Origin of the sequence: Microcoleus sp. S13C4 (genome assembly GCF_036700865.1) — a bacterium.
Taxonomy (GTDB): Bacteria; Cyanobacteriota; Cyanobacteriia; order Cyanobacteriales; family Microcoleaceae; genus Microcoleus.
Genome location: NZ_JAUBPS010000009.1, coordinates 85,405 through 104,388 on the forward strand (window position 1 = coordinate 85,405; position 18,984 = coordinate 104,388).

Below are 18,984 nucleotides of genomic sequence, written 5' to 3' on the forward strand. Positions count from 1 at the left end.
AGTTAACCGCTTTTTCACCAAAATCTCGAATATCTGCCGGCACAAACGAAAAACATGAAGGAGAGAAATCCTAGGAAACTATTCGCATGGTCAATCTCAAAACCACAGTCAAAGACATCGGCTTTACTCACGAAGATTTTGCAGCCCTACTTGATAAATATGACTATCACTTTAGCCCGGGCGATGTAGTAGCGGGTACAGTTTTTAGTATAGAACCCAGGGGCGCTCTGATTGATATCGGTGCTAAAACAGCAGCGTACATTCCCATTCAGGAAATGTCGATCAATCGAGTCGAAAGCCCTGAAGAGGTATTGCAATCAAACGAAACTAGAGAATTTTTCATCCTTACCGATGAAAATGAAGACGGACAGTTAACCCTGTCCATCCGGCGTATCGAGTATATGCGGGCGTGGGAAAGAGTGCGACAACTGCAAGCAGAAGATGCCACAGTACGATCGCAAGTATTTGCCACCAACCGCGGCGGCGCACTCGTGAGAATAGAAGGGTTGCGAGGCTTTATTCCCGGTTCTCACATCAGTACCCGCAAACCGAAGGAAGAATTAGTCGCCGAAGAATTACCATTAAAATTCTTAGAGGTAGACGAAGACCGCAACCGCCTAGTTTTGAGTCATCGTCGCGCCTTAGTTGAGCGCAAGATGAACCGCCTCGAAGTTGGGGAAGTGGTCATCGGTACAGTACGGGGTATCAAGCCTTACGGTGCCTTTATCGACATCGGCGGCGTCAGCGGCTTGCTGCACATCTCGGAAATTTCGCACGATCACATCGATACGCCTCATAGCGTCTTCAATGTCAACGACGAAGTGAAAGTGATGATCATTGACTTGGATGCCGAGAGGGGCCGGATTTCTCTCTCCACCAAACAGTTGGAACCGGAACCGGGCGCGATGGTCAAAAATCGCGAATTGGTTTACGAAAAAGCTGAGGAAATGGCAGCTAAGTTCCGTGAGAAAATGCTCGCTCAAAAGCAAGCTAAAGCAGGCATAGACATTCCCGTAGACTCAACTGATGCTGATGATGACTTCTCCGACGAACTCGAAGATGTGCCCTCAGCAATGGAAGAGGATCTGCCGGAAGTAGCACCTGAAGCAGCGCCCGAAGCCGCACAGGAAGTAGCACCCGAAGCAGCACCCGAAGCAGCACCCGAAGCAGCACCCGAAGTAGCACCCGAAGCAGTATTAGATGTAGAGGAAGAAATCCCTCCTGCGACGGAAGAATAACATCGCACTTAGTGTGATTAAAAGAGGGAAAATTCCCTCTTTTTTTTTTGAGTTAGTCATTAGTTATTAGTCATTAGTCGCTGCTGGGTGGCGGACTATTCAATAGGTTCAGTTAAGCTCGATCCCCCCTAACCCCCCTTAAAAAGGGGGGGACAAGAACTTACTCAAAGTCCCCCTTCTTAAGGGGGATTTAGGGGGATCTCCGAGGAATAAATAGTTTTAACCCAAGCGTATTGGTTTAGAATTCCCGATTCCCAATTCCCCATTCTTAATTACCGATATTTAAGATATTTCTGTAGACCGATGCAGCGATCGCACTTTGAATTAATACAAGTTGCAGATCGCTCTGCCTAAATAGGCATAGCCTTTATGCTGCTAATTTGTTAAGATTTACAAACATCAGGGACATCCGCACAAGTGCGAACTAATCAGCATTCTCAGGCAAGAACAAACTAGACGAGCAAATTACACAAAATAATACTTAGAAATTTCTTGCCCTGACGCTCAGAGGCAAGCGGATAATGAACATCGAACTATTAAAAGAAAAATTAGAACAGCTTAAAAAACGTCCTAATTCTAGCAAAGGAACGATCGACCAAATCGAAAAATGGTTAATCGGTTCCCACATTTTGCAGAGATTGCGGATTAACCCTTACTACGTAGCAGGGGATACAGTCAAGAATATTAAAAGAATTACTTCGGAATTTCTGCACGGAGTGAAAGCCGGTGCCTTCGACTTGCACTGGGATATTCACTGCCCCCACTGCAACATGATTACAGACGAATTCAAGGATTTGGCAGACACATCAGAAATGTCTTTTTGCCCGATGTGCGATCGCGAGTTTAAAATTGATTTGCTCGATCGCGTCGAAGTTACTTTTTCCCTGAACAAAGAAATCGAAGACCCGCAACTGCGGCCCGTCTGCGCTCCCCCTCCCGTACTCCAGAGCAAACTGCAACTGGTAACGCCTTTATACTGCACTGAATCGGAGATAGTTACCTTAGAAAACGGTCGATATCGGTACTGCTGTCCCCTCACTTTAGCTAAAGGGATTTTAAAGGTTGAAGGCGAAGAAACAGAAGACATACAAGAAATTCAACTCAAACAGTTAGCCGGCCCAGATTTTGACAAAACAGAGCTAGCCGTGCGTCCCGGAAAAATTAAGCTCGAACTAACTAATACCGATCACAATTTGTCCGGGTTGATTTTGCATTCAGATGAATTGCCCGATGAATTGACATTAGAACAACTGCCCCTGCGGCTATCAGGAATGCAACTGCTTCATCACCCAGATTACAAGCGTTTGTTTGGCGATCAAGTAATATCGGAAAGAGAGCGAGTCAAGATTCGGGCGATTAGTATTATGTTTACCGATATTACCGGTTCTACCAGAATGTACGAAACGCTGGGAGATACTAAAGCTTACAATATTGTGCGCGATCATTTTGAAATTTTCTTTGAGTCGATCGAGAAAGTTGGCGGTAAAGTAATTAAAACCATCGGCGATGCCGTCATGGCTTCCTTTATCAGCAACGAACAAGCCATTATGGCAGCAGCCGCTGCTGTGACCTCTTTCAGAGAGTACAATTCAACTCGCCAAAAAGAAGAGTGGATTCAAGTCAGAATTGGCATTCACCGAGGTACGGCTTTGCTGGTAAATCTGAATAATGCGATCGACTATTTTGGTTCCACAGTCAATAAAGCCGCCCGCCTTCAAAATCTTTCTAAAAGTGACGAAGTTTCGTTTTCCGAAGATGTTTACAACGACCCAGCATTTTTGACAGCATTAAAAGCTGCTGGAGTGTCCGAAATTCACAAACGAGTTGAAGATTTAAAAGGCATACAAGGGGCGCAAGTCGCTTATACTGCTAGAATTAATACTGAATCTGTAATTGCGCTGTCTGCTGCACTGGTCGCTCAAAGAAGCTAAGTAGGTAAATAAATATATCTGGTTATTGGCAGCCTCTTCTTGCGATCGCCCCAACAGCAAACGGGTAGGGACATGGCATTGCCAAAGGCGTGTGAACTTAACGTAAAACCAACCGTCTCTCTCGTTTATAGCCAAGTCTCGATCTCCCTTAATAACGGGGGGGGACAAGAAGTATTTTTCAAAGTCCCCCTTCTTAAGGGGGATTTAGGGGGATCGGGACTCAGGTAAAAACGGGATTTATCAAGGCTTTCAGGCGATTTTTGACACTAATGGGCTCTTGGAGTTTCCCTACTTAAAAGCCACCTCTCATCTTCAAGCTAGCTGCCTTCTCGTGGCAACTTAAGCTCTAGTAAAAATAATCTGAATTAATGACTCGCACCCTTACCAGATATGTAGGCTGCGAAATAACGGAGGTCCAAGAGTTCACATCATGACTTCTTCTCAATTCTCTCCAGAAAATACACCCGAATCGATCGCCCCAGCCGCCCTCGACAGCCAACAATTAGCCGCCGAAAGCGATGCTGCCTTTCCCATCGTTGGGATTGCCGCCTCAGCAGGAGGGTTGGAAGCCTTCACGGAGTTACTCAGCCATTTACCGATAGATACGGGTATGGCGTTTGTGCTGATTCAGCATTTAGACCCCGCTCACAAAAGTCTGCTTAGCGAGATTCTCGCCAGAACGACGCAAATGCCTGTTAATGAGGTAAAAGACGGCATAGCTGTAGAGCCCAATCAAGTCTACGTGATTCCGCCCAACACCAAGATGGTGCTATCTAAAGGCTTGCTGCAACTATCCCCGCGCGAGAAGATTTATGGCAAATATATGCCGGGAGATGCCTTTTTTACATCATTGGCGATCGATCGCGGCCACAAAGCAATCGCCGTAGTTTTATCCGGGGGAGACGGAGACGGTTCACTGGGGCTCAAGGCAATCAAAGCAGCCGGAGGCATGACTTTTGCTCAATGTCAAAGCACAGCAAAATTCGATAGTATGCCGACTACCGCTGTTGCCACAGGGAATGTCGATTTTGTTCTGCCGCCTGAAAAAATTGCCGAGGAACTGACAAACTATAGTCGCAATCCCCTTCTCACTTCCCCGCTTCTTCTGAACAAAGTTGAGGAATTGCCCGAACTGGGAGATGCCCTGCCAACTATTTTTGCGCTGCTGAAATTGAACACAGGCGTTGATTTTAGCCACTACAAACCTACCACGATCGCTCGACGCATCCAGCGGCGGATGGTGTTGTACAAGCTGGACAGCTTGGATGATTACGCCGAATATCTTCGCCACAATTCGGCTGAAGTCACAGCCCTTTATGAAGAAATCCTGATCCACGTTACCAGTTTCTTCCGCGATCCCGAAGCCTTTGAAAAGTTAAAAGAGCTGGTTTTCCCTACGATAACCAAAAATAAATCGGCAGAAGCTCCGATTCGGATTTGGGTTGCGGGATGTTCGACAGGTGAAGAAGTTTATTCGATCGCCATCTGTTTGCTGGAGTTTTTGGGCGCTCAAATCATCGCGCCACCGATCCAGATTTTTGCCACGGACATTAGCGAGCAGGCGATCGGCAAAGCGAGGTCTGGCGTCTATTCAGAAAACCAGATGGTAGATGTTTCACCAGAACGACGTACTCGCTTCTTTATTCCTGAAGCAGCAGGTAGCTATAGAATCACCAAGGCAGTCCGCGAACTGTGTGTATTTGCCCGACAAGACTTAGGTAGCGACCCGCCTTTTTCCAATCTCGATTTAGTTAGCTGTCGCAATGTGCTGATCTACTTGGCAGAGTCATTGCAAAAAAAAGTGATGCCGATTTTTCATTACAGTCTTAACCCAACAGGCTTTCTCCTATTAGGAACTTCTGAGACTACCGGAAAATTTTCATCATTATTTACCTCAGTGGATAAAAAGTGTAAAATTTATGCCAAAAAGTTGAGTGCGACTCGTCCCACTTTTTCGTTTACGCGGAGTTCCTATCCTGTCGCTAAAGCACGTGAACGGCAGGAAGTGAATGAAAATTTTACGAAGAGCTTTGATTTACAGCGAGAAACTGACCAACTAATTTTGAATCGCTATGCCCCAGCAGGTGTGGTGGTCAACGAGCCGATGAACATCCTGCAAGTGCGGGGAGACATCAATCCTTACTTGAGACTGGCATTCGGAACGCCCGACTTAAACTTGCTGACAATGGCAAGGGAAGGCTTGCTGGGTGAGCTTCGCACCGCGATTTATCAGGCACGGACGGAGAACGTGATGGTTAGGAAAGAAGGGGTATCCGTTGAATCGGGGGGACGATCGAGTATCGTCAATTTTGAGGTAATTCCGTTCCAGCCACTGACCGTCGAAGGACGCTACTTTTTGGTGCTATTTGAAGAGCCTTCACCCACGGTGCTTAACCTCAGCACCCTCACTTCTGAAAGCTTTGAGCCAGGTGATTTAGCGCGTGAAATTGAGAGGCTGACGCAGGCACTTGCCACCGCTAACCAACAAAAAATTGTGGCTCAAGCGCAACTGCAAGCAGTGATCCAAGAGCACGAAAGTCTCAACCAAGACCTCAAAATTGCGAACGAAGAAATCCTATCGAGCAACGAAGAGTTGCAAAGCACCAACGAAGAGTTAGAAACTGCAAAAGAAGAGATTCAAGCCACTAATGAGGAACTCACCACCACTAACGATGAACTTCGCAGCCGAAATATTGAACAAAGCTTGGTCAATAACGATCTGACAAATTTGCTTGCCAGTATCAATATTCCGATCTTAATGCTGACAAACGATTTACTGATTCGACGCTTTACGCCCGCTGCACAACAACTTTTTAGTCTGATTTCCACCGATGTTGGACGACCCTTTAGCGACATCCGATCGACTCTGAACGTTCCCGAGTTGGAACAGATGATTTTGGAGGTGATTGATACTCTCCAAACGAAAGAACAAGAAGTTGAAACGGGAGCGGGATATTGGTACAACCTCCGCATTCGTCCTTACCGCACAACGGAAAACAAGATTGACGGTGTGGTAATGGTTTTGATTGATATTGACGCGCTCAAACGCAGTGCCACCACCTTAGAGAATGCCCGAAACTACGCTGAAACCATCGTGGAAACTGTGCAAACGCCTTTAGTCGTGCTAGATGCTAATTTCCGAGTGAATAAAGCAAATCGAGCGTTCTATGAAACGTTTCGGGTTTCATCCTCAGAAACAGCGCAATCTTCGCTGTTTGAGCTAGGAAACGGGCAGTGGAATATCCCCCAATTGCGATGGATATTGGAAGATATTCTGGTGAGTGATGTTCAGCTTCAAAACTTTGAGTGGAATCACCTGTTTGAGCAGATTGGGCAGAAAACTATGCTGCTGAATGCTTGTAAACTTGAACGAGAAGATCAAGCTTTAATGATTCTGTTGTCGATCGAGGATATCACAGAGCGCAAGCAGTTTGAGACACAGCGATCGCAGTTATTGGAGCAGGAACAGTTTGCGCGCCAACAAGCAGAAACCGCCAACCGTGCTAAAGATGAATTTCTCGCGAATCTCTCCCACGAACTCCGCAATCCCCTGACTCCGATCCTGGGATGGGCACAAATCCTGCGCTCCGGCGTGCTTAAGGAAGCAGCGGCTAATCGCGCTCTAGAAGTGATCGAGCGCAGCGCTAGGACGCAATCTCAGTTAATCGAAGATATCCTGGATATTTCCCGGATTACCAACGGCAAGCTGGCTCTTAATACCAATTTGATCGATTTGGTTTTGGTAGTAGAAGCTGCGCTGGATGGGGTTCAATTATCAGCCGAAGCAAAAAATATTCAACTTGTTTCGCAGTTGAGTCCTGCAACTGTTTTAGGCGATGCTGATAGATTGCAACAAGTTGTGTGGAATCTTCTGTCTAATGCAATTAAGTTTACTCCGGCCGGGGGACGAGTGGAAGTAACGTTATCGGCGATCGAGAATCACGCTCAACTTCAAGTTAGCGACACGGGAAAAGGCATTTGGGCAGACTCCTTGCCGTATATTTTCGATCGTTTCCATCAAGGCGATTCCACCACCACTAAGCGGAATCAAGGGCTGGGATTGGGTTTGTCGATCGTGCGTCATCTGGTAGAATTGCACGGAGGAACGGTGGAAGCGGATAGTCCCGGTGAGGAACAAGGAACTACAATGACTGTGAGATTGCCGTTGCGATCGCTGCCTCAAGAGTTGAAATCGGCGATCGATTTAAAGTCAACTGCTTTGGTAGAGCCTTTAAACGCCTCAAAGGATATCGTCCCCTCTCTCGAAGGCTTGCACATCTTAGTTGTGGACGATCAGATCGATACCCGGGAACTCTTAGAATTTGTACTCGCAAGCTACGGGGCTGAGGTTTTGACGGTTGCATCTGCCAGAAGTGCGATCGATGCTTTGACTGAGAATCCCGGCAGATATGACGTGCTAATCTCCGATATCGGAATGCCAGAGGAAGATGGGTATTTCTTAATTCGACAAGTGCGAGCTCTTGCTGTGGAAGCCGGAGGAGAAATCCCCGCCGCCGCACTGACTGCCTATGCGAGCGATAAAGAACGGCAAAGGGCGATCGAAGCTGGTTTTCAAACCCATATTTCCAAACCTATTCAGCCTGTTCAACTAGCATTAATAGTGGCCAATTTAGCGGGACGATTTTAAATATTTTGGAGTCTTTATTTATGATGTTTGAGATTAGATTAGGCAGTTAAACTCTTGTCCCCCCCTTCTTAAGGGGGGTTAGGGGGGATCTCCGGATCGAGATTAGGAGGATGATGACGAAATACGCTTGCGTTAACAATTTTTCGGGCCCGGAGATCCCCCTAAATCCCCCTTAAGAAGGGGGACTTTGAGAACTCTCTTGTCCCCCCTTAAGAAGGGTGACTTTGAGAACTCTCTTGTCCCCCCTTAAGAAGGGTGACTTTGAGAACTCTTTTGTCCCCCCTAAAGAAGGGTGACTTTGAGAACTCTCTTGTCCCCCCTTAAGAAGGGTGACTTTGAGAACTCTCTTGTCCCCCCTTAATAAGGGTGACTTTGAGAACTCTCTTGTCCCCCCTTAATAAGGGTGACTTTGAGAACTCTCTTGTCCCCCCTTAAGAAGGGTGACTTTGAGAACTCTCTTGTCCCCCCCTTAAGAAGGGGGGCTAGGGGGGATCGCTCCGAGATTAGGAGGATTATGACCAAATTAAACGACTCCAATTTCCACCTACCTTACAACCCGAAACTCATCCCTATCGCCAAAGAACTTCGGCAAAATCCAACTCCAGCCGAAAAGAAACTTTGGGAAGATTTTCTGAGAAATTTCCCTTTTCGAGTTTTGAGACAGCGACCGATCGACAATTTTATTGTAGATTTTTATTGTGCTGCTTTAAGATTGGTAATTGAGGTTGATGGCGAGAGTCATTTTACCGAACAGGGGAAACAATATGATGCGGAAAGAACAGGGATTTTCGAGGGGTATGGACTGCAAGTTGTCAGGTTTACGAATGTTGATGTGTTGCAGTGTTTTGAGGGAGTTTGTCAGGAGTTGTTGGGTGCGTGCGATCGTCATTCTTAGGGCCAGATTCCCCCTAACCCCCCTTAATAAGGGGGGGGACAAGAGTACGATCGGGCATCTCGTAATAGTTAAGGCCAGATCCCCCCTAGCCCCCCTTAATAAGGGGGGGACAAGAGAGTTATGTTGCGCTAAAAACAATTGCTAAAAATAGCATAATATGAGACGATACAAAACAATATAAAAATTACGGAGTTATGATTCTTGGTAACTATTAAATGTCGGGGCATTACCTTCTCAAATATCGAAGCCGTGATCTTTGACAAAGACGGCACTCTAGAGGATTCTCAGGAGTTTTTGAGATTGTTGGGGATGAAGCGAGCCCGCCTCGCAGACGCTCAAATTCCGGGCGTTGGAGAGCCTTTACAAATGGCTTTCGGTATCGAAACCGGCAGCATTGACCCCACGGGTTTGCTAGCAGTGGGTAGCCGCAGGGAAAATGAGATTGTTGCAGCGGGATACATAGCGGAAACCGGCAGGGGATGGTTGGAATCTTTAAGTATTGCGCGCCGCGCTTTTGACGAAGCTGACGAAATGTTTAAAAATAGTGCTGTTTCTCCTTTATTTGTCGGCAGTTTGGAAGTGCTGAAGTATCTTTCGGAAGCGGGTTTAAAACTGGGAATTCTTTCGGCGGCTACGACGGCTGTGGTGCAAAAATTTGTGAAACACCACGCATTAGGTGACTACATTCAGTTAGAAATGGGAGTTGATTCAACGGTTCATAAACCCGATCCGAAATTGTTTTTGCAAGCTTGTGAGAAACTCGGAGTTAATCCCGCAGCAACTTTGATGGTGGGAGATTCAGCGGGCGATATTCAGATGGGTAAAAATGCGGGCGCGGCTGGCTGTATCGGCATTTGTTGGGGGAATGCTCAGGTTAGTTATTTGGAAAAAGCTGATGTGGCGATCGCATCATTGGATGAAATTACTATTTTAGCAGATTGAGGAAACATCACATCGCCTGGGCAGGTTTTGCTTGGGAAAATCTCGCTTGTAGCCCAGGCCAGATCCCCCCTAACCCCCCTTAAGAAGGGGGGGACAAGAGTTTTCAAAGTCTCCCTTTTTAACGGGGAAAAGTCTTCTGTTTCGTCCCCCCGTTAAGAAGGGGGAATAAGAAAGGGGATTCAAAGTCCCCCTTCTTAAGGGGGATTTAGGGGGATCGGGCCTCGGCTATAAGCGAGAGATACAAAGGTTTTTAATCTTAAGTTGACACGATGAAGGCCTCTCGCCTAAGTCCCTACAAACAACGCAAGCCGAGAATTACGACATCTCTTTCAACGCCGTCAAGTTCGGCAACTTGTGGCAGATATCCCCAGCGCTGAAAACCAAATTTTTCAAACAATCTTAAACTTGGCTGATTGTGAGAAAAGATTATTCCCATGAGAGTTTTAAGGTTCAATTCTGGACTCCGCACAATTGCCGATTGCAATAATTTTTGTCCGATTCCGCAGCGTTGGCGATCGGGTGCGACGTAGATGCTAACTTCTGCTGTATGCTGATAGGCGGCGCGTCCGTAAAAAAGCTGAAAACTCAGCCAGCCAACAATATTTTGTTCTGATTCGATTACCCAAATCGGCCAGGAAGTGGGGGAGTGTTCTCTATACCAGAGAAGGCGGCTTTCAATTGAGACTGGTTTTAAATCTGCTGTGGCCATTCTCCCTGGTATTGCGGCGTTATATATTTGGACAATTGCTGGCAAATCGCTTTCTTCTGCATCGCGGATTTTCATCGTTTGGTTGACTGTTGGCTGTTGACTGTTGACTGTTGAGCATAGCATCTGATCCCCCCTAACCCCCCTTAATAAGGGGGGGACAAGATTCTTCTCAAAGTCCCCCTTATTAAGGGGGATTTAGGGGGATCGAGATATGTGCAACTTCACATTAAATTGGTATTAACTGTCTTCTCGTTACCAAGCAGAGTCTGGTCAGCAGAAGACCCACTTATTTTTACTAATGACTATTGTACAGTTCCATAATATCGCTGAGGGCCATCCGCGAATTTGCTCCCAAAGTCAGCGGCGATGTGTGTCCTCGCTGCAAGTGTTCTGCCGCCGCACAGCCGATCATTGCTGCGTTGTCTGTACAATATTTTAATGGCGGAAACAATACTCGCAAGTTGTGTTTTGCTGCTGCTGCTTGTAAGTGTTTTCGGAGTCCGCTATTTGCTGCAACTCCGCCACCCACTACAATAGTGGTAAGCCCGAAATTTACGGCACAGTCGATCGCTCTTTTTGTTAAACCCTTGGCTACTGTTTCTTGAAAGCTGGCCGCAATATCATTAATTGTAGAGGCAGGCAAGATGCCTTCGGCACCCACATTGTTATTTTGTTTCTTGAGTTTCTGCACTAATTGCAAAACTGCGGTTTTCAGCCCGCTAAAACTGCTGTCGTAGGGATGATAGCCACCACCAGGTAACGAAATTCTGCCTTCTGGTAGGGGGTATGCTTGGGGATTGCCAAGGGCCGCCAATTTGTCAATCAGCGGGCCGCCGGGATATCCTAGCTGCAACAGTCTCGCAACTTTATCAAAAGCTTCGCCGGCGGCGTCGTCGCGTGTTTGTCCTACAGTTTCGTAAACGCCACAATCTTTGACATAAATTAAGCTGGTGTGTCCCCCGGAAACTAACAAACACAAAAACGGTGGCTGCAAGTCGGGTTCGGTAAGGTAAGAAGCGTAGATGTGCCCTTCGAGGTGGTGGACGCCTAAAAAAGGTTTTTGATGGACTATTGCCAAGCTTTTCGCCGCTGTCAGCCCGACTAACAATGCACCTACTAAACCGGGGGCACAAGTCGCTGCAATTCCGTCAATTTCTGACCAACTGAGGTTGGCTTCACAGAGACACTGGGCAATTACCTGATTTAGCATTTCTAGGTGACTCCGCGAAGCGACTTCGGGCACTACCCCGCCAAACTGCTCGTGGATTTTAATTTGCGATGCTACAACATTGCTGCAAACTTGACGATTCTTAACAATTGCTGCTGCTGTTTCGTCACAACTTGTTTCGATCGCGAAAATGGTTGCCATTAACTGGTAATTTTATTTGATAGGTTAGCTATTGCTAGCTTAACTAATTCGGCGCAAGTCCCCCGCTCTACCTGTACTCAGGTTATGGTTAAGGGATATTTGCCCCCCGAAGGACAGAGGCCATCATCTGATGCAAGGAAGCTATATCCTCGCGGTATTGCTAGCTCAGCATTGACCTATGAAAACGCGAATCCCTCATTCTATTGGGCTTTGCCGCATCACTGATGGATACTTTAGACTGTCAACAAATGCGGTAATTTGGATTCGCGATCGGCAAGTTGAAATGCTTGTACAAAAACTTATTGTTTTGTAACAAAAGGAAACAATTCCATGCGACGATTGTTTGCTGCAATTTTAGTGTTGAGTGTCTGGTTCAGTTTTGCTCCAGTTGCTTCGGCTTACAATTTAGTGCCGTGCAAAGACTCTCCCGAATTCAAGGAACTGGCAAAAAATGCACGTTCTACCAATGGCGACCCCGCATCTGCGAAAGCAAGATTCGAGCGCTATTCCCAAGCTATGTGCGGCCCGGAAGGATACCCGCACTTAATCGTAGACGGTAACTTGAGCAGAGCAGGGGACTTTTTGATTCCTAGCATACTGTTCTTGTATATTGCAGGTTGGATTGGTTGGGTGGGCCGTTCTTATCTGCAAGTTACCAAAAAATCAGCAACCCCAGAGGAAAAAGAGATTATTATCGACGTTCCTTTGGCAATCAAATGTATGCTGAGCGGCGTTTTATGGCCTCTGGCAGCTCTCACATCCATCACCAGCGGTGAAATGTTTGCGAAGGACGACGAAATTACCGTTTCCCCCCGCTAAAATTGGGAAATGGAGAAGAGCTAATAGCTAACAGTTAAGTAATTAACTAGAAATGAGCAATTAGCGCGCTTATCGATCGGCAATTACCAACTGTCTCGAATTTTCAGGAGCAGAATTCATGCAATACTTTGTCAAGTTTCTTTCTACAGCACCAGTATTGGCTATCCTTTGGATATCTATTCAAGCTGCGGCTTTAATTGAATTTAACCGCTTTTTCCCAGACCTACTTTTCCATCCGATGCCTTAAGGTTTGAGGGAAATTAGGTTGCAAAACCTAGGAGAAACCAGTTGAGAGTTTTGAGTTTTGAGTGATGAGTTACAGGTTAATTTAAAGCTCAAATATCAAAACTCTCAAACCACACCAGTTAGTGCAAAACGGGTGCATAAATTGGGAAAAGTTAAGAATTTCAACTATTTAGTTATCAAATTAGTTCCAATGACTAATGATTAATGACTAATGACTAATGACTAATATTGTGAATCGATGAAGTCTTATCTCGCAGCAGCAATTCAAATGACTAGCTTGCCTGACCTGCAAAAAAATTTGGTTCAGGCAGAGGAATTAATCGACTTGGCAGTTCGTCGAGGTGCAGAGTTAGTTTCCTTACCAGAAAATTTCTCGTTTATGGGAGAAGAGGAGGAAAAGATTGCTCAAGCAGAGGCGATCGGACTCCAAAGCGAAAAATTCCTCAAAACGATGGCCCAACGGTTCCAGGTAACGATTCTGGGCGGCGGATTTCCCGTGCCGACTCCAGGGGGGAAGGTATACAATACTTGTTTGCTGGTAGACCCAAACGGCACTGAAGTGGCAAGGTACAGAAAAGTACATTTGTTCGATGTGGATGTTCCCGACGGCATTACTTACAGGGAATCGAACACTGTGAAGGCTGGTGAAGATTTGCCGTCTGTTTATGTGTCGCCGGAGTTGGGGACGCTGGGACTTTCGGTGTGCTATGACGTGCGGTTCCCGGAGGTGTACAGACATTTGTCGTACAAGGGGGCTGATATTTTGTTCGTGCCGGCGGCATTTACTGCTTACACTGGCAAGGATCACTGGAAGGTTTTGTTGCAAGCTAGGGCGATCGAGAATACTTGTTATATGATTGCCCCTGCACAAACTGGTCGCCACTACGGCCGCCGTCAAACACACGGTCACGCGATGATTATAGATCCTTGGGGTGTGGTTTTGGCGGATGCTGGAGAGGAACCAGGTGTGGCGATCGCAGAAATTAATCCCGATCGACTAGAACAAGTCCGCCGCCAGATGCCATCGCTGCAACACCGGGTTTTTCTGTGAAGGAAGTTTGAGACCCAATGGGTCTCAAAATTTCAATCCCCGTCAGCTACAAGCCCTGAAAAGTTTTTATTCTAGCGATGAATTGTGTAGGTTCGTACACAAAAAAACTTGGATCGGGTGCGCCCAGAACTGAGTTGGGGCGGGTTTACGGTTGAGATAAAGCTGATCCCCCTAACCCCCCTTAAGAAGGGGGGGACAGGAGTGTGATCAAAGTCAACCCCTACTCCCCTTCTTAAGAGGGATTTAGGGGGATCGAGACGGGTAAAAGCGAAATTGATCGAGGGTTTTTTTCCCAGGAGATGAACGGCGAATAACTCGCGATAAAATATCTAATGCAGGTTCAATGGGCGTGCACTTCTGCTAAAAGGCGAATTGGCGAAAGTATAATTGCACGAAATGCGTCTTTTTTGAAGAAATGAAACACACTCTTTCGGTTTTAGTTGAAGATGAAGCGGGTGTCCTCACTCGAATTGCTGGTTTGTTTGCCCGTCGGGGTTTTAATATTGAAAGTCTGGCCGTTGGCCCGGCGGAGCAAGTGGGAATATCTCGGATTACGATGGTTGTACCCGGAGATGACCAGATTATTGAGCAGTTGACAAAGCAACTGTACAAGTTGATTAACGTGCTTAAAGTTCAGGATATAACAGAAATTCCCTGTGTGGAACGGGAGTTGATGTTGCTGAAAGTTAATGCTGCTAGCGGGACGCGATCGGAGATAATTGAGTTAGCTCAAATTTTTAGAGCGCGAGTTGTGGATATTGGTGATGATACGCTGACATTGGAAGTTGTGGGAGATCCCGGTAAAATGGTGGCGATCGTCCAGGTTCTGAATAGATTTGGGATTAAGGAAATTGCTCGTACTGGGAAAATTGCCCTGACGCGGGAGTCGGGGGTAAATACTGAGTTTCTCAAGTCTTTGGAAGCGAAAGTTTAAGGAAGTTGACGGTTGACTGTTGACGGTTGACTGTTGACGGTTGACTGTTGACGGTTAACTTGTATTAGTCATTAATCACTTGTTGGCTATCAATTATTTAAAGAAGCTAATATGGAAAGCTTTCAACAGCTACAAGTTTATCAATTAGCTGAAAAAATATCAAACGAAATATGGTTTATTGTTAAAAAATGGGACGACTTTGCGAAGGATACGATGGGCAAACAAATAGTGCGATCGGCTGATAGTGTTGGTGCTAATATCGCAGAAGGACATGGACGCTATAGCTGCCAAGATAATCAGCGTTTTGTGAAAATTGCCAGAGCCTCCTTAAACGAAACAAGGCACTGGTTAAGACTTGCCTACGCTCGAAATCTTTTAACTCAAGAACAGATCGATCGCCTGCATCCCTTATTAAATGAACTTTCACCAAAACTTAATGCTTATCTTAACTCACTAAAACAAAAAGCCAAAGGTTAAAAGTCAACAGCCAACAGTCAACAGTCAACAGTCAACAGTCAAATTACCATTTAGGTTGACTTTCTATCAAAAGTGTGGCTGCCATGCTGTCTATCGGCTTTGAGAAAAAGTATCCCTGTCCGTATTCGCATTGCAGCGCTCTGAGTAAATTAAGCTGTTCGAGGGTTTCGATGCCTTCAGCAATTACATCCATACCTAAATGACTGGCCAAAATTAAAATAGTCTGTACAATCGCTTCGTTGCCTTCATCTTCAGTCATGCGGCTAACAAAAGCTTGATCAATTTTTAAAGCATCAGTTGGAAAAGTGTGCAGGCGGCTCAACGAAGAATAGCCAGTTCCGAAATCGTCAATATATAATTGAATTTCTAAATTTTTCAATCCTGCGAGGATAGCGACTGCTGATTCCGCATTCTCCATGATGACGCCTTCAGTAATTTCTACCTTTAAAGTGCGGGGGTCAAGCTGAGTTTCTTGTAAAATTTCGCTAATGCGATCGATTAAATCCGGTTGTTTAAATTGTTGATTAGAAAGGTTGACGCTGACAGTCAACGGCGGATTGGCGGGGAATTTTTGGTGCCATTCGTGGATCTGATGACAAGCCGATCGCATCATCCACCAGCCAATAGGTATAATCAATCTAGTTTCTTCAGCTACTAAAATAAACTCGCCAGGAGATACGACACCCCGCAGCGGGTGATACCACCGCAGCAGCGCTTCAAAACCGCTGATTTTACCGCTAGTTAGAGAGACGATGGGCTGATAGTAAAGCTGAAATTCCTGGGAGTCTAAAGCGCGTCGCAGGTCGTTTTCCAGTTGCAAAAGGGCGACGGCGCGAGTGTGCATACTTAAGTCAAAAACTTCGTGGCGAGCTTTGCCCAATCCCTTCGCATGATACATGGCAGCATCTGCATCTCGGAGCAGTTCTTCAGGCCGATCGTACAATATGGACAACGGGACATTGGGAACAGGAGAGTCGGAAGATAAGCAAGACAAAGAAGTTTCCCGATCGATATTTCCCAGATTTTCGGGACTCGACAGTTTGCTGGTTTCCGTTGGATACGGAGGAAGACCAGAACAAACAATCCCAATGCTAGCACTGGTAAAAACTTGATACTCGTTAAGGTAAAAAGGCTCTGCCAGTTCCGCTTGCACTCGTTCGGCAATCTGGATCGCATCCTCGGTGCTTTTGATATTTTCCAGCAAAATAGCGAATTCGTCGCCGCCGAGACGGGCCACGGTATCTCCAGTGCGCAAACAGATTCCCAGGCGCTGCGCGATCGCGATCAGCAACCGATCGCCCACTAAATGCCCCAAACTGTCGTTAACAACCTTAAAGCGATCAAGATCGATAAACAGCACCGCAAACAAAATCTCGGGGTGGCGTTTTGAAAGATTGAGCGCGTGCCCCAAGCGATCCATAAATAAAGCTCGGTTGGGCAAACCGGTTAGCATATCGTGCAAAGCATCGTGTACTAACTTATCTTCTGCTATTTTGCGGAGGGTAATATCTTCGACAGTGCCTTCGTAGTAAAGTAAATTTCCGTCAGGGTCGCGAACTGCCCGGCCGTTCTCGGAAACCCAGATAGTAGTACCGTCAGCGCGGTAAACTTGCGACTCGAACTCTGACACAAAACCGTGTTTTTCGATCGCGCGCAAAAACTCGACGCGGCGGTTGGGATCGAGGTAAAGTTGGCGGTCTATGTCTTGGATATTCGCGATCAAGTCGGCGGCCGACTCGTAGCCGTAAATTCTCGCCAAAGCAGGGTTAGCGCTGAGGTAGCGTCCGTCGCGCGTTGTCTGGAAAATGCCTTCGATCGCATTTTCAAAGATACTGCGGTATTTCTCTTCCGCCTGTTGCAGCGCGAATTCTGCCTGCTTGCGATCGGTGATATCGGTCAACGTGGCGAGATAGCCTAGAACTTCACCGCTTTTGGTCATTTCTGGCACTGCTTGCGAAAAGACCCAGGTGGTGAAGTCACCGTTGCAAAAACGGTACTCTAACTTACAGGGCAACTTTTCTGTGACAGCGCGATACCACTGGCTCAAAACACGCTCGCGGTCTTCGGGATGCAAACTTTGCGCCCAACCTTCGCCTATTGCCATTGGCGCAGTCAGTCCCGCCATCTCCAAAAATCGCTCATTGACGTACAAGCAATCTCCAGCAGCGTCGGCGCGGAAAATCCCGACCGGCAGTATTTTTGCCAAGGTGTAATAGCGGTATTCGCTTTCTAGCAGCGCGCTGGCAGCTACTTTCGTCTCTGTGATGTCAAACATTGCGCCTTGAAGGATGACAGATTTGCTTGCTTCATCGCGAACTGCGGTCGCTTGATCGCGGAACCAGACGACTCGACCGTTGCGGGCGATCGCGCGGTATTCTGAAACCAGCGACCCCTCGCAGAAGATATCTTCTCCATCGGTGAATTTCTGTGTGGCGTTTTCAACTAACACGCGGTCACGGTCTTCTGGGTGAACGAGTTTCAGCCACAGGTCGGGATCTGCTCTCCATTCAGCTACAGAATAACCTAGAAAAGTCTCGATTTGCGGGCTGATGTAAAGTTTGGCAGCCTTGCGGTTGAGGGGAGAAATGTAGGTGACAGCGGGCATTTGTTCTACCAGGGCGCAGTATTTCGCTTCTACAGTGGACAGTGCTGCTTCTAGGCGCTGCCGCTCTAATTCGGCGGCGGCCCGTCCAGCAAAGATGTTGAGAATTAATCGGAATTTGGCAAGATGTGCTTCCACCAGGGGTCGATCGTGGAAAATACAAATAATGCCTAAAGGTTCGCCGTAAGAGTTTTTCAGCAAGACTCCCAGGAAACTGCGCGCACCTGTAACTACCGGTCTGCGGTCTTCTGGAAAGGTTTCCCAGAGGTTGTCTGGACAGGAATACATTCCCCCCTCCAGCACCCGCGCTTCGGGAGTATTGGCAGTATCGCACTCAAAGTTTGGCTGCTGCTGTCCGTCGCTCCAAAAACTGATAAGTTGCAATCTATCGGCAGCAGCATCGGTGCGTGCCTTCGACTTAATCGATTTGGCAGCGACGGCGGTGCGAACTCCGAGTGCTGAGGCTAAGTGGCAAACTAAAGCATCAAAGAATTGTGCTCCCCCCGGCGACTCAGTACCTGCTAGGATTTCGCCCAGCAAATCTTCCTCTAATTGCGCGTAACCATTAACTTGGGGAGGATTCTCGGCATTCGTGCGATCGGGATTGTCTCCCATCGAACCCGAAATGCTCAGACTTAGGGTTTTGCTAGTTCCAGGCTCTAAAAGAGGCGAAGAATTCACACTTAGGCGCTGTTGCTGGGCGAAGAATACAGCGCGGCCCATACCTAAAACTTTACCCAAGAAGCTGTCAGTTGCCGGCCATAGATTTGAGTTGGGGAAAATCAAAAAGTTTTTCCGCATTTTCAATCCCGCAGATAAATCGTCGGACTTTAATTCTGCCAACTGCCGTTGCTCGGGGGCTAGCGGTAGGCGGGAAGGTCTTCGGTGCCGCTTGAGATAAATCGCGGACACCAAGGCTAAAGTCGCCGATAATCCCAGAAGATATGCAAGAATCTCAAAGTAAAAAAATAAATCTAGATCGAACATCGATTAGCACCGCTCGACAATTATTGTAGTTATCTGAAGCCAATCTATTTAAAAATAACTAAGTATCGTCACGGATGGGTAACGAATACAAGGTCAGATCGCCGTGAAGGCGACAAGAGAGTTAACAGTTCACAAA

13 protein-coding genes are annotated in these 18,984 nt (G+C 46.8%); 10 read left to right on the top strand and 3 right to left on the bottom strand.

Annotation, left to right across the window (positions count from 1 at the left end; translation table 11 throughout):
- Positions 1-86 precede the first annotated feature (86 nt).
- The 5 genes from QT996_RS06465 to QT996_RS06485 all read left to right on the top strand — a co-directional run bounded on the left by QT996_RS06465 (position 87) and on the right by QT996_RS06485 (position 9,654).
- Positions 87-1,238, top strand: a complete 1,152-nt coding sequence (locus QT996_RS06465) for a 30S ribosomal protein S1 (RefSeq protein ID WP_333045340.1) — start codon at positions 87-89, stop codon at positions 1,236-1,238.
- 521 nt (positions 1,239-1,759) lie between these two features.
- Positions 1,760-3,169 carry an adenylate/guanylate cyclase domain-containing protein gene (locus QT996_RS06470; RefSeq protein WP_333045341.1) on the top strand — a complete coding sequence of 470 codons (1,410 nt, stop codon included), beginning with the start codon at positions 1,760-1,762 and terminating at the stop codon, positions 3,167-3,169.
- Between the two features lie 430 nt (positions 3,170-3,599).
- On the top strand, positions 3,600-7,817 hold the full coding sequence (locus QT996_RS06475; RefSeq protein ID WP_333045342.1) for a chemotaxis protein CheB: 4,218 nt from the start codon (positions 3,600-3,602) through the stop codon (positions 7,815-7,817).
- A 514-nt stretch (positions 7,818-8,331) separates the two neighbouring features.
- Positions 8,332-8,712: an endonuclease domain-containing protein gene (locus QT996_RS06480; protein ID WP_106149545.1), complete on the top strand. Its 381-nt coding sequence runs from the start codon at positions 8,332-8,334 to the stop codon at positions 8,710-8,712.
- Between the two features lie 201 nt (positions 8,713-8,913).
- On the top strand, positions 8,914-9,654 hold the full coding sequence (locus QT996_RS06485; protein ID WP_333045345.1) for an HAD family hydrolase: 741 nt from the start codon (positions 8,914-8,916) through the stop codon (positions 9,652-9,654).
- Positions 9,655-9,946: 292 nt separating this feature from the next.
- Here QT996_RS06485 and QT996_RS06490 read toward each other — a convergent pair whose 3' ends face one another.
- Complete coding sequence (locus QT996_RS06490; protein ID WP_333045370.1) at positions 9,947-10,438, bottom strand: N-acetyltransferase family protein; 492 nt, start codon at positions 10,436-10,438, stop codon at positions 9,947-9,949.
- Positions 10,439-10,658: 220 nt separating this feature from the next.
- The gene (gene tsaD / locus QT996_RS06495; RefSeq protein WP_333045347.1) at positions 10,659-11,732 is read right to left on the bottom strand and encodes a tRNA (adenosine(37)-N6)-threonylcarbamoyltransferase complex transferase subunit TsaD; all 1,074 of its coding nucleotides are present in this window, start codon (positions 11,730-11,732) and stop codon (positions 10,659-10,661) included.
- 330 nt (positions 11,733-12,062) lie between these two features.
- On the opposite strand from tsaD, the gene QT996_RS06500 reads away from it, so the two are divergent.
- The 5 genes from QT996_RS06500 (at position 12,063) to QT996_RS06520 (ending at position 15,259) form a co-directional block, all read left to right on the top strand.
- Complete coding sequence (locus QT996_RS06500; protein WP_333045349.1) at positions 12,063-12,551, top strand: Photosystem I reaction center subunit III; 489 nt, start codon at positions 12,063-12,065, stop codon at positions 12,549-12,551.
- A gap of 118 nt (positions 12,552-12,669) precedes the next feature.
- Positions 12,670-12,798 (top strand): photosystem I reaction center subunit IX, encoded by a 129-nt coding sequence (psaJ, locus tag QT996_RS06505; protein ID WP_333037175.1) that lies wholly within the window; start codon positions 12,670-12,672, stop codon positions 12,796-12,798.
- A gap of 237 nt (positions 12,799-13,035) precedes the next feature.
- On the top strand, positions 13,036-13,848 hold the full coding sequence (locus QT996_RS06510) for a carbon-nitrogen hydrolase family protein (RefSeq protein ID WP_333045351.1): 813 nt from the start codon (positions 13,036-13,038) through the stop codon (positions 13,846-13,848).
- 415 nt (positions 13,849-14,263) lie between these two features.
- Positions 14,264-14,782 (top strand): acetolactate synthase small subunit, encoded by a 519-nt coding sequence (gene ilvN / locus QT996_RS06515; protein ID WP_332945237.1) that lies wholly within the window; start codon positions 14,264-14,266, stop codon positions 14,780-14,782.
- Positions 14,783-14,893: 111 nt separating this feature from the next.
- Positions 14,894-15,259: a four helix bundle protein gene (locus tag QT996_RS06520; protein WP_333045357.1), complete on the top strand. Its 366-nt coding sequence runs from the start codon at positions 14,894-14,896 to the stop codon at positions 15,257-15,259.
- 43 nt (positions 15,260-15,302) lie between these two features.
- On the opposite strand, the gene QT996_RS06525 is transcribed toward QT996_RS06520, so the two are convergent.
- Complete coding sequence (locus QT996_RS06525; protein WP_333045358.1) at positions 15,303-18,848, bottom strand: EAL domain-containing protein; 3,546 nt, start codon at positions 18,846-18,848, stop codon at positions 15,303-15,305.
- Between the last annotated feature and the right edge of the window lie 136 nt (positions 18,849-18,984).

Bases quoted from the DNA above. Each gene is read 5' to 3' on its own strand.
- psaJ (WP_333037175.1), top strand. From the start codon at position 12,670: ATGCAATACTTTGTCAAGTTTCTTTCTACAGCACCAGTATTGGCTATC.
- tsaD (WP_333045347.1), bottom strand. From the start codon at position 11,732: ATGGCAACCATTTTCGCGATCGAAACAAGTTGTGACGAAACAGCAGCA.
- QT996_RS06480 (WP_106149545.1), top strand. From the start codon at position 8,332: ATGACCAAATTAAACGACTCCAATTTCCACCTACCTTACAACCCGAAA.
- QT996_RS06475 (WP_333045342.1), top strand. From the start codon at position 3,600: ATGACTTCTTCTCAATTCTCTCCAGAAAATACACCCGAATCGATCGCC.
- QT996_RS06510 (WP_333045351.1), top strand. From the start codon at position 13,036: ATGAAGTCTTATCTCGCAGCAGCAATTCAAATGACTAGCTTGCCTGAC.
- QT996_RS06465 (WP_333045340.1), top strand. From the start codon at position 87: ATGGTCAATCTCAAAACCACAGTCAAAGACATCGGCTTTACTCACGAA.
- QT996_RS06490 (WP_333045370.1), bottom strand. From the start codon at position 10,438: ATGAAAATCCGCGATGCAGAAGAAAGCGATTTGCCAGCAATTGTCCAA.
- QT996_RS06470 (WP_333045341.1), top strand. From the start codon at position 1,760: ATGAACATCGAACTATTAAAAGAAAAATTAGAACAGCTTAAAAAACGT.
- ilvN (WP_332945237.1), top strand. From the start codon at position 14,264: ATGAAACACACTCTTTCGGTTTTAGTTGAAGATGAAGCGGGTGTCCTC.
- QT996_RS06520 (WP_333045357.1), top strand. From the start codon at position 14,894: ATGGAAAGCTTTCAACAGCTACAAGTTTATCAATTAGCTGAAAAAATA.
- QT996_RS06500 (WP_333045349.1), top strand. From the start codon at position 12,063: ATGCGACGATTGTTTGCTGCAATTTTAGTGTTGAGTGTCTGGTTCAGT.
- QT996_RS06525 (WP_333045358.1), bottom strand. From the start codon at position 18,848: ATGTTCGATCTAGATTTATTTTTTTACTTTGAGATTCTTGCATATCTT.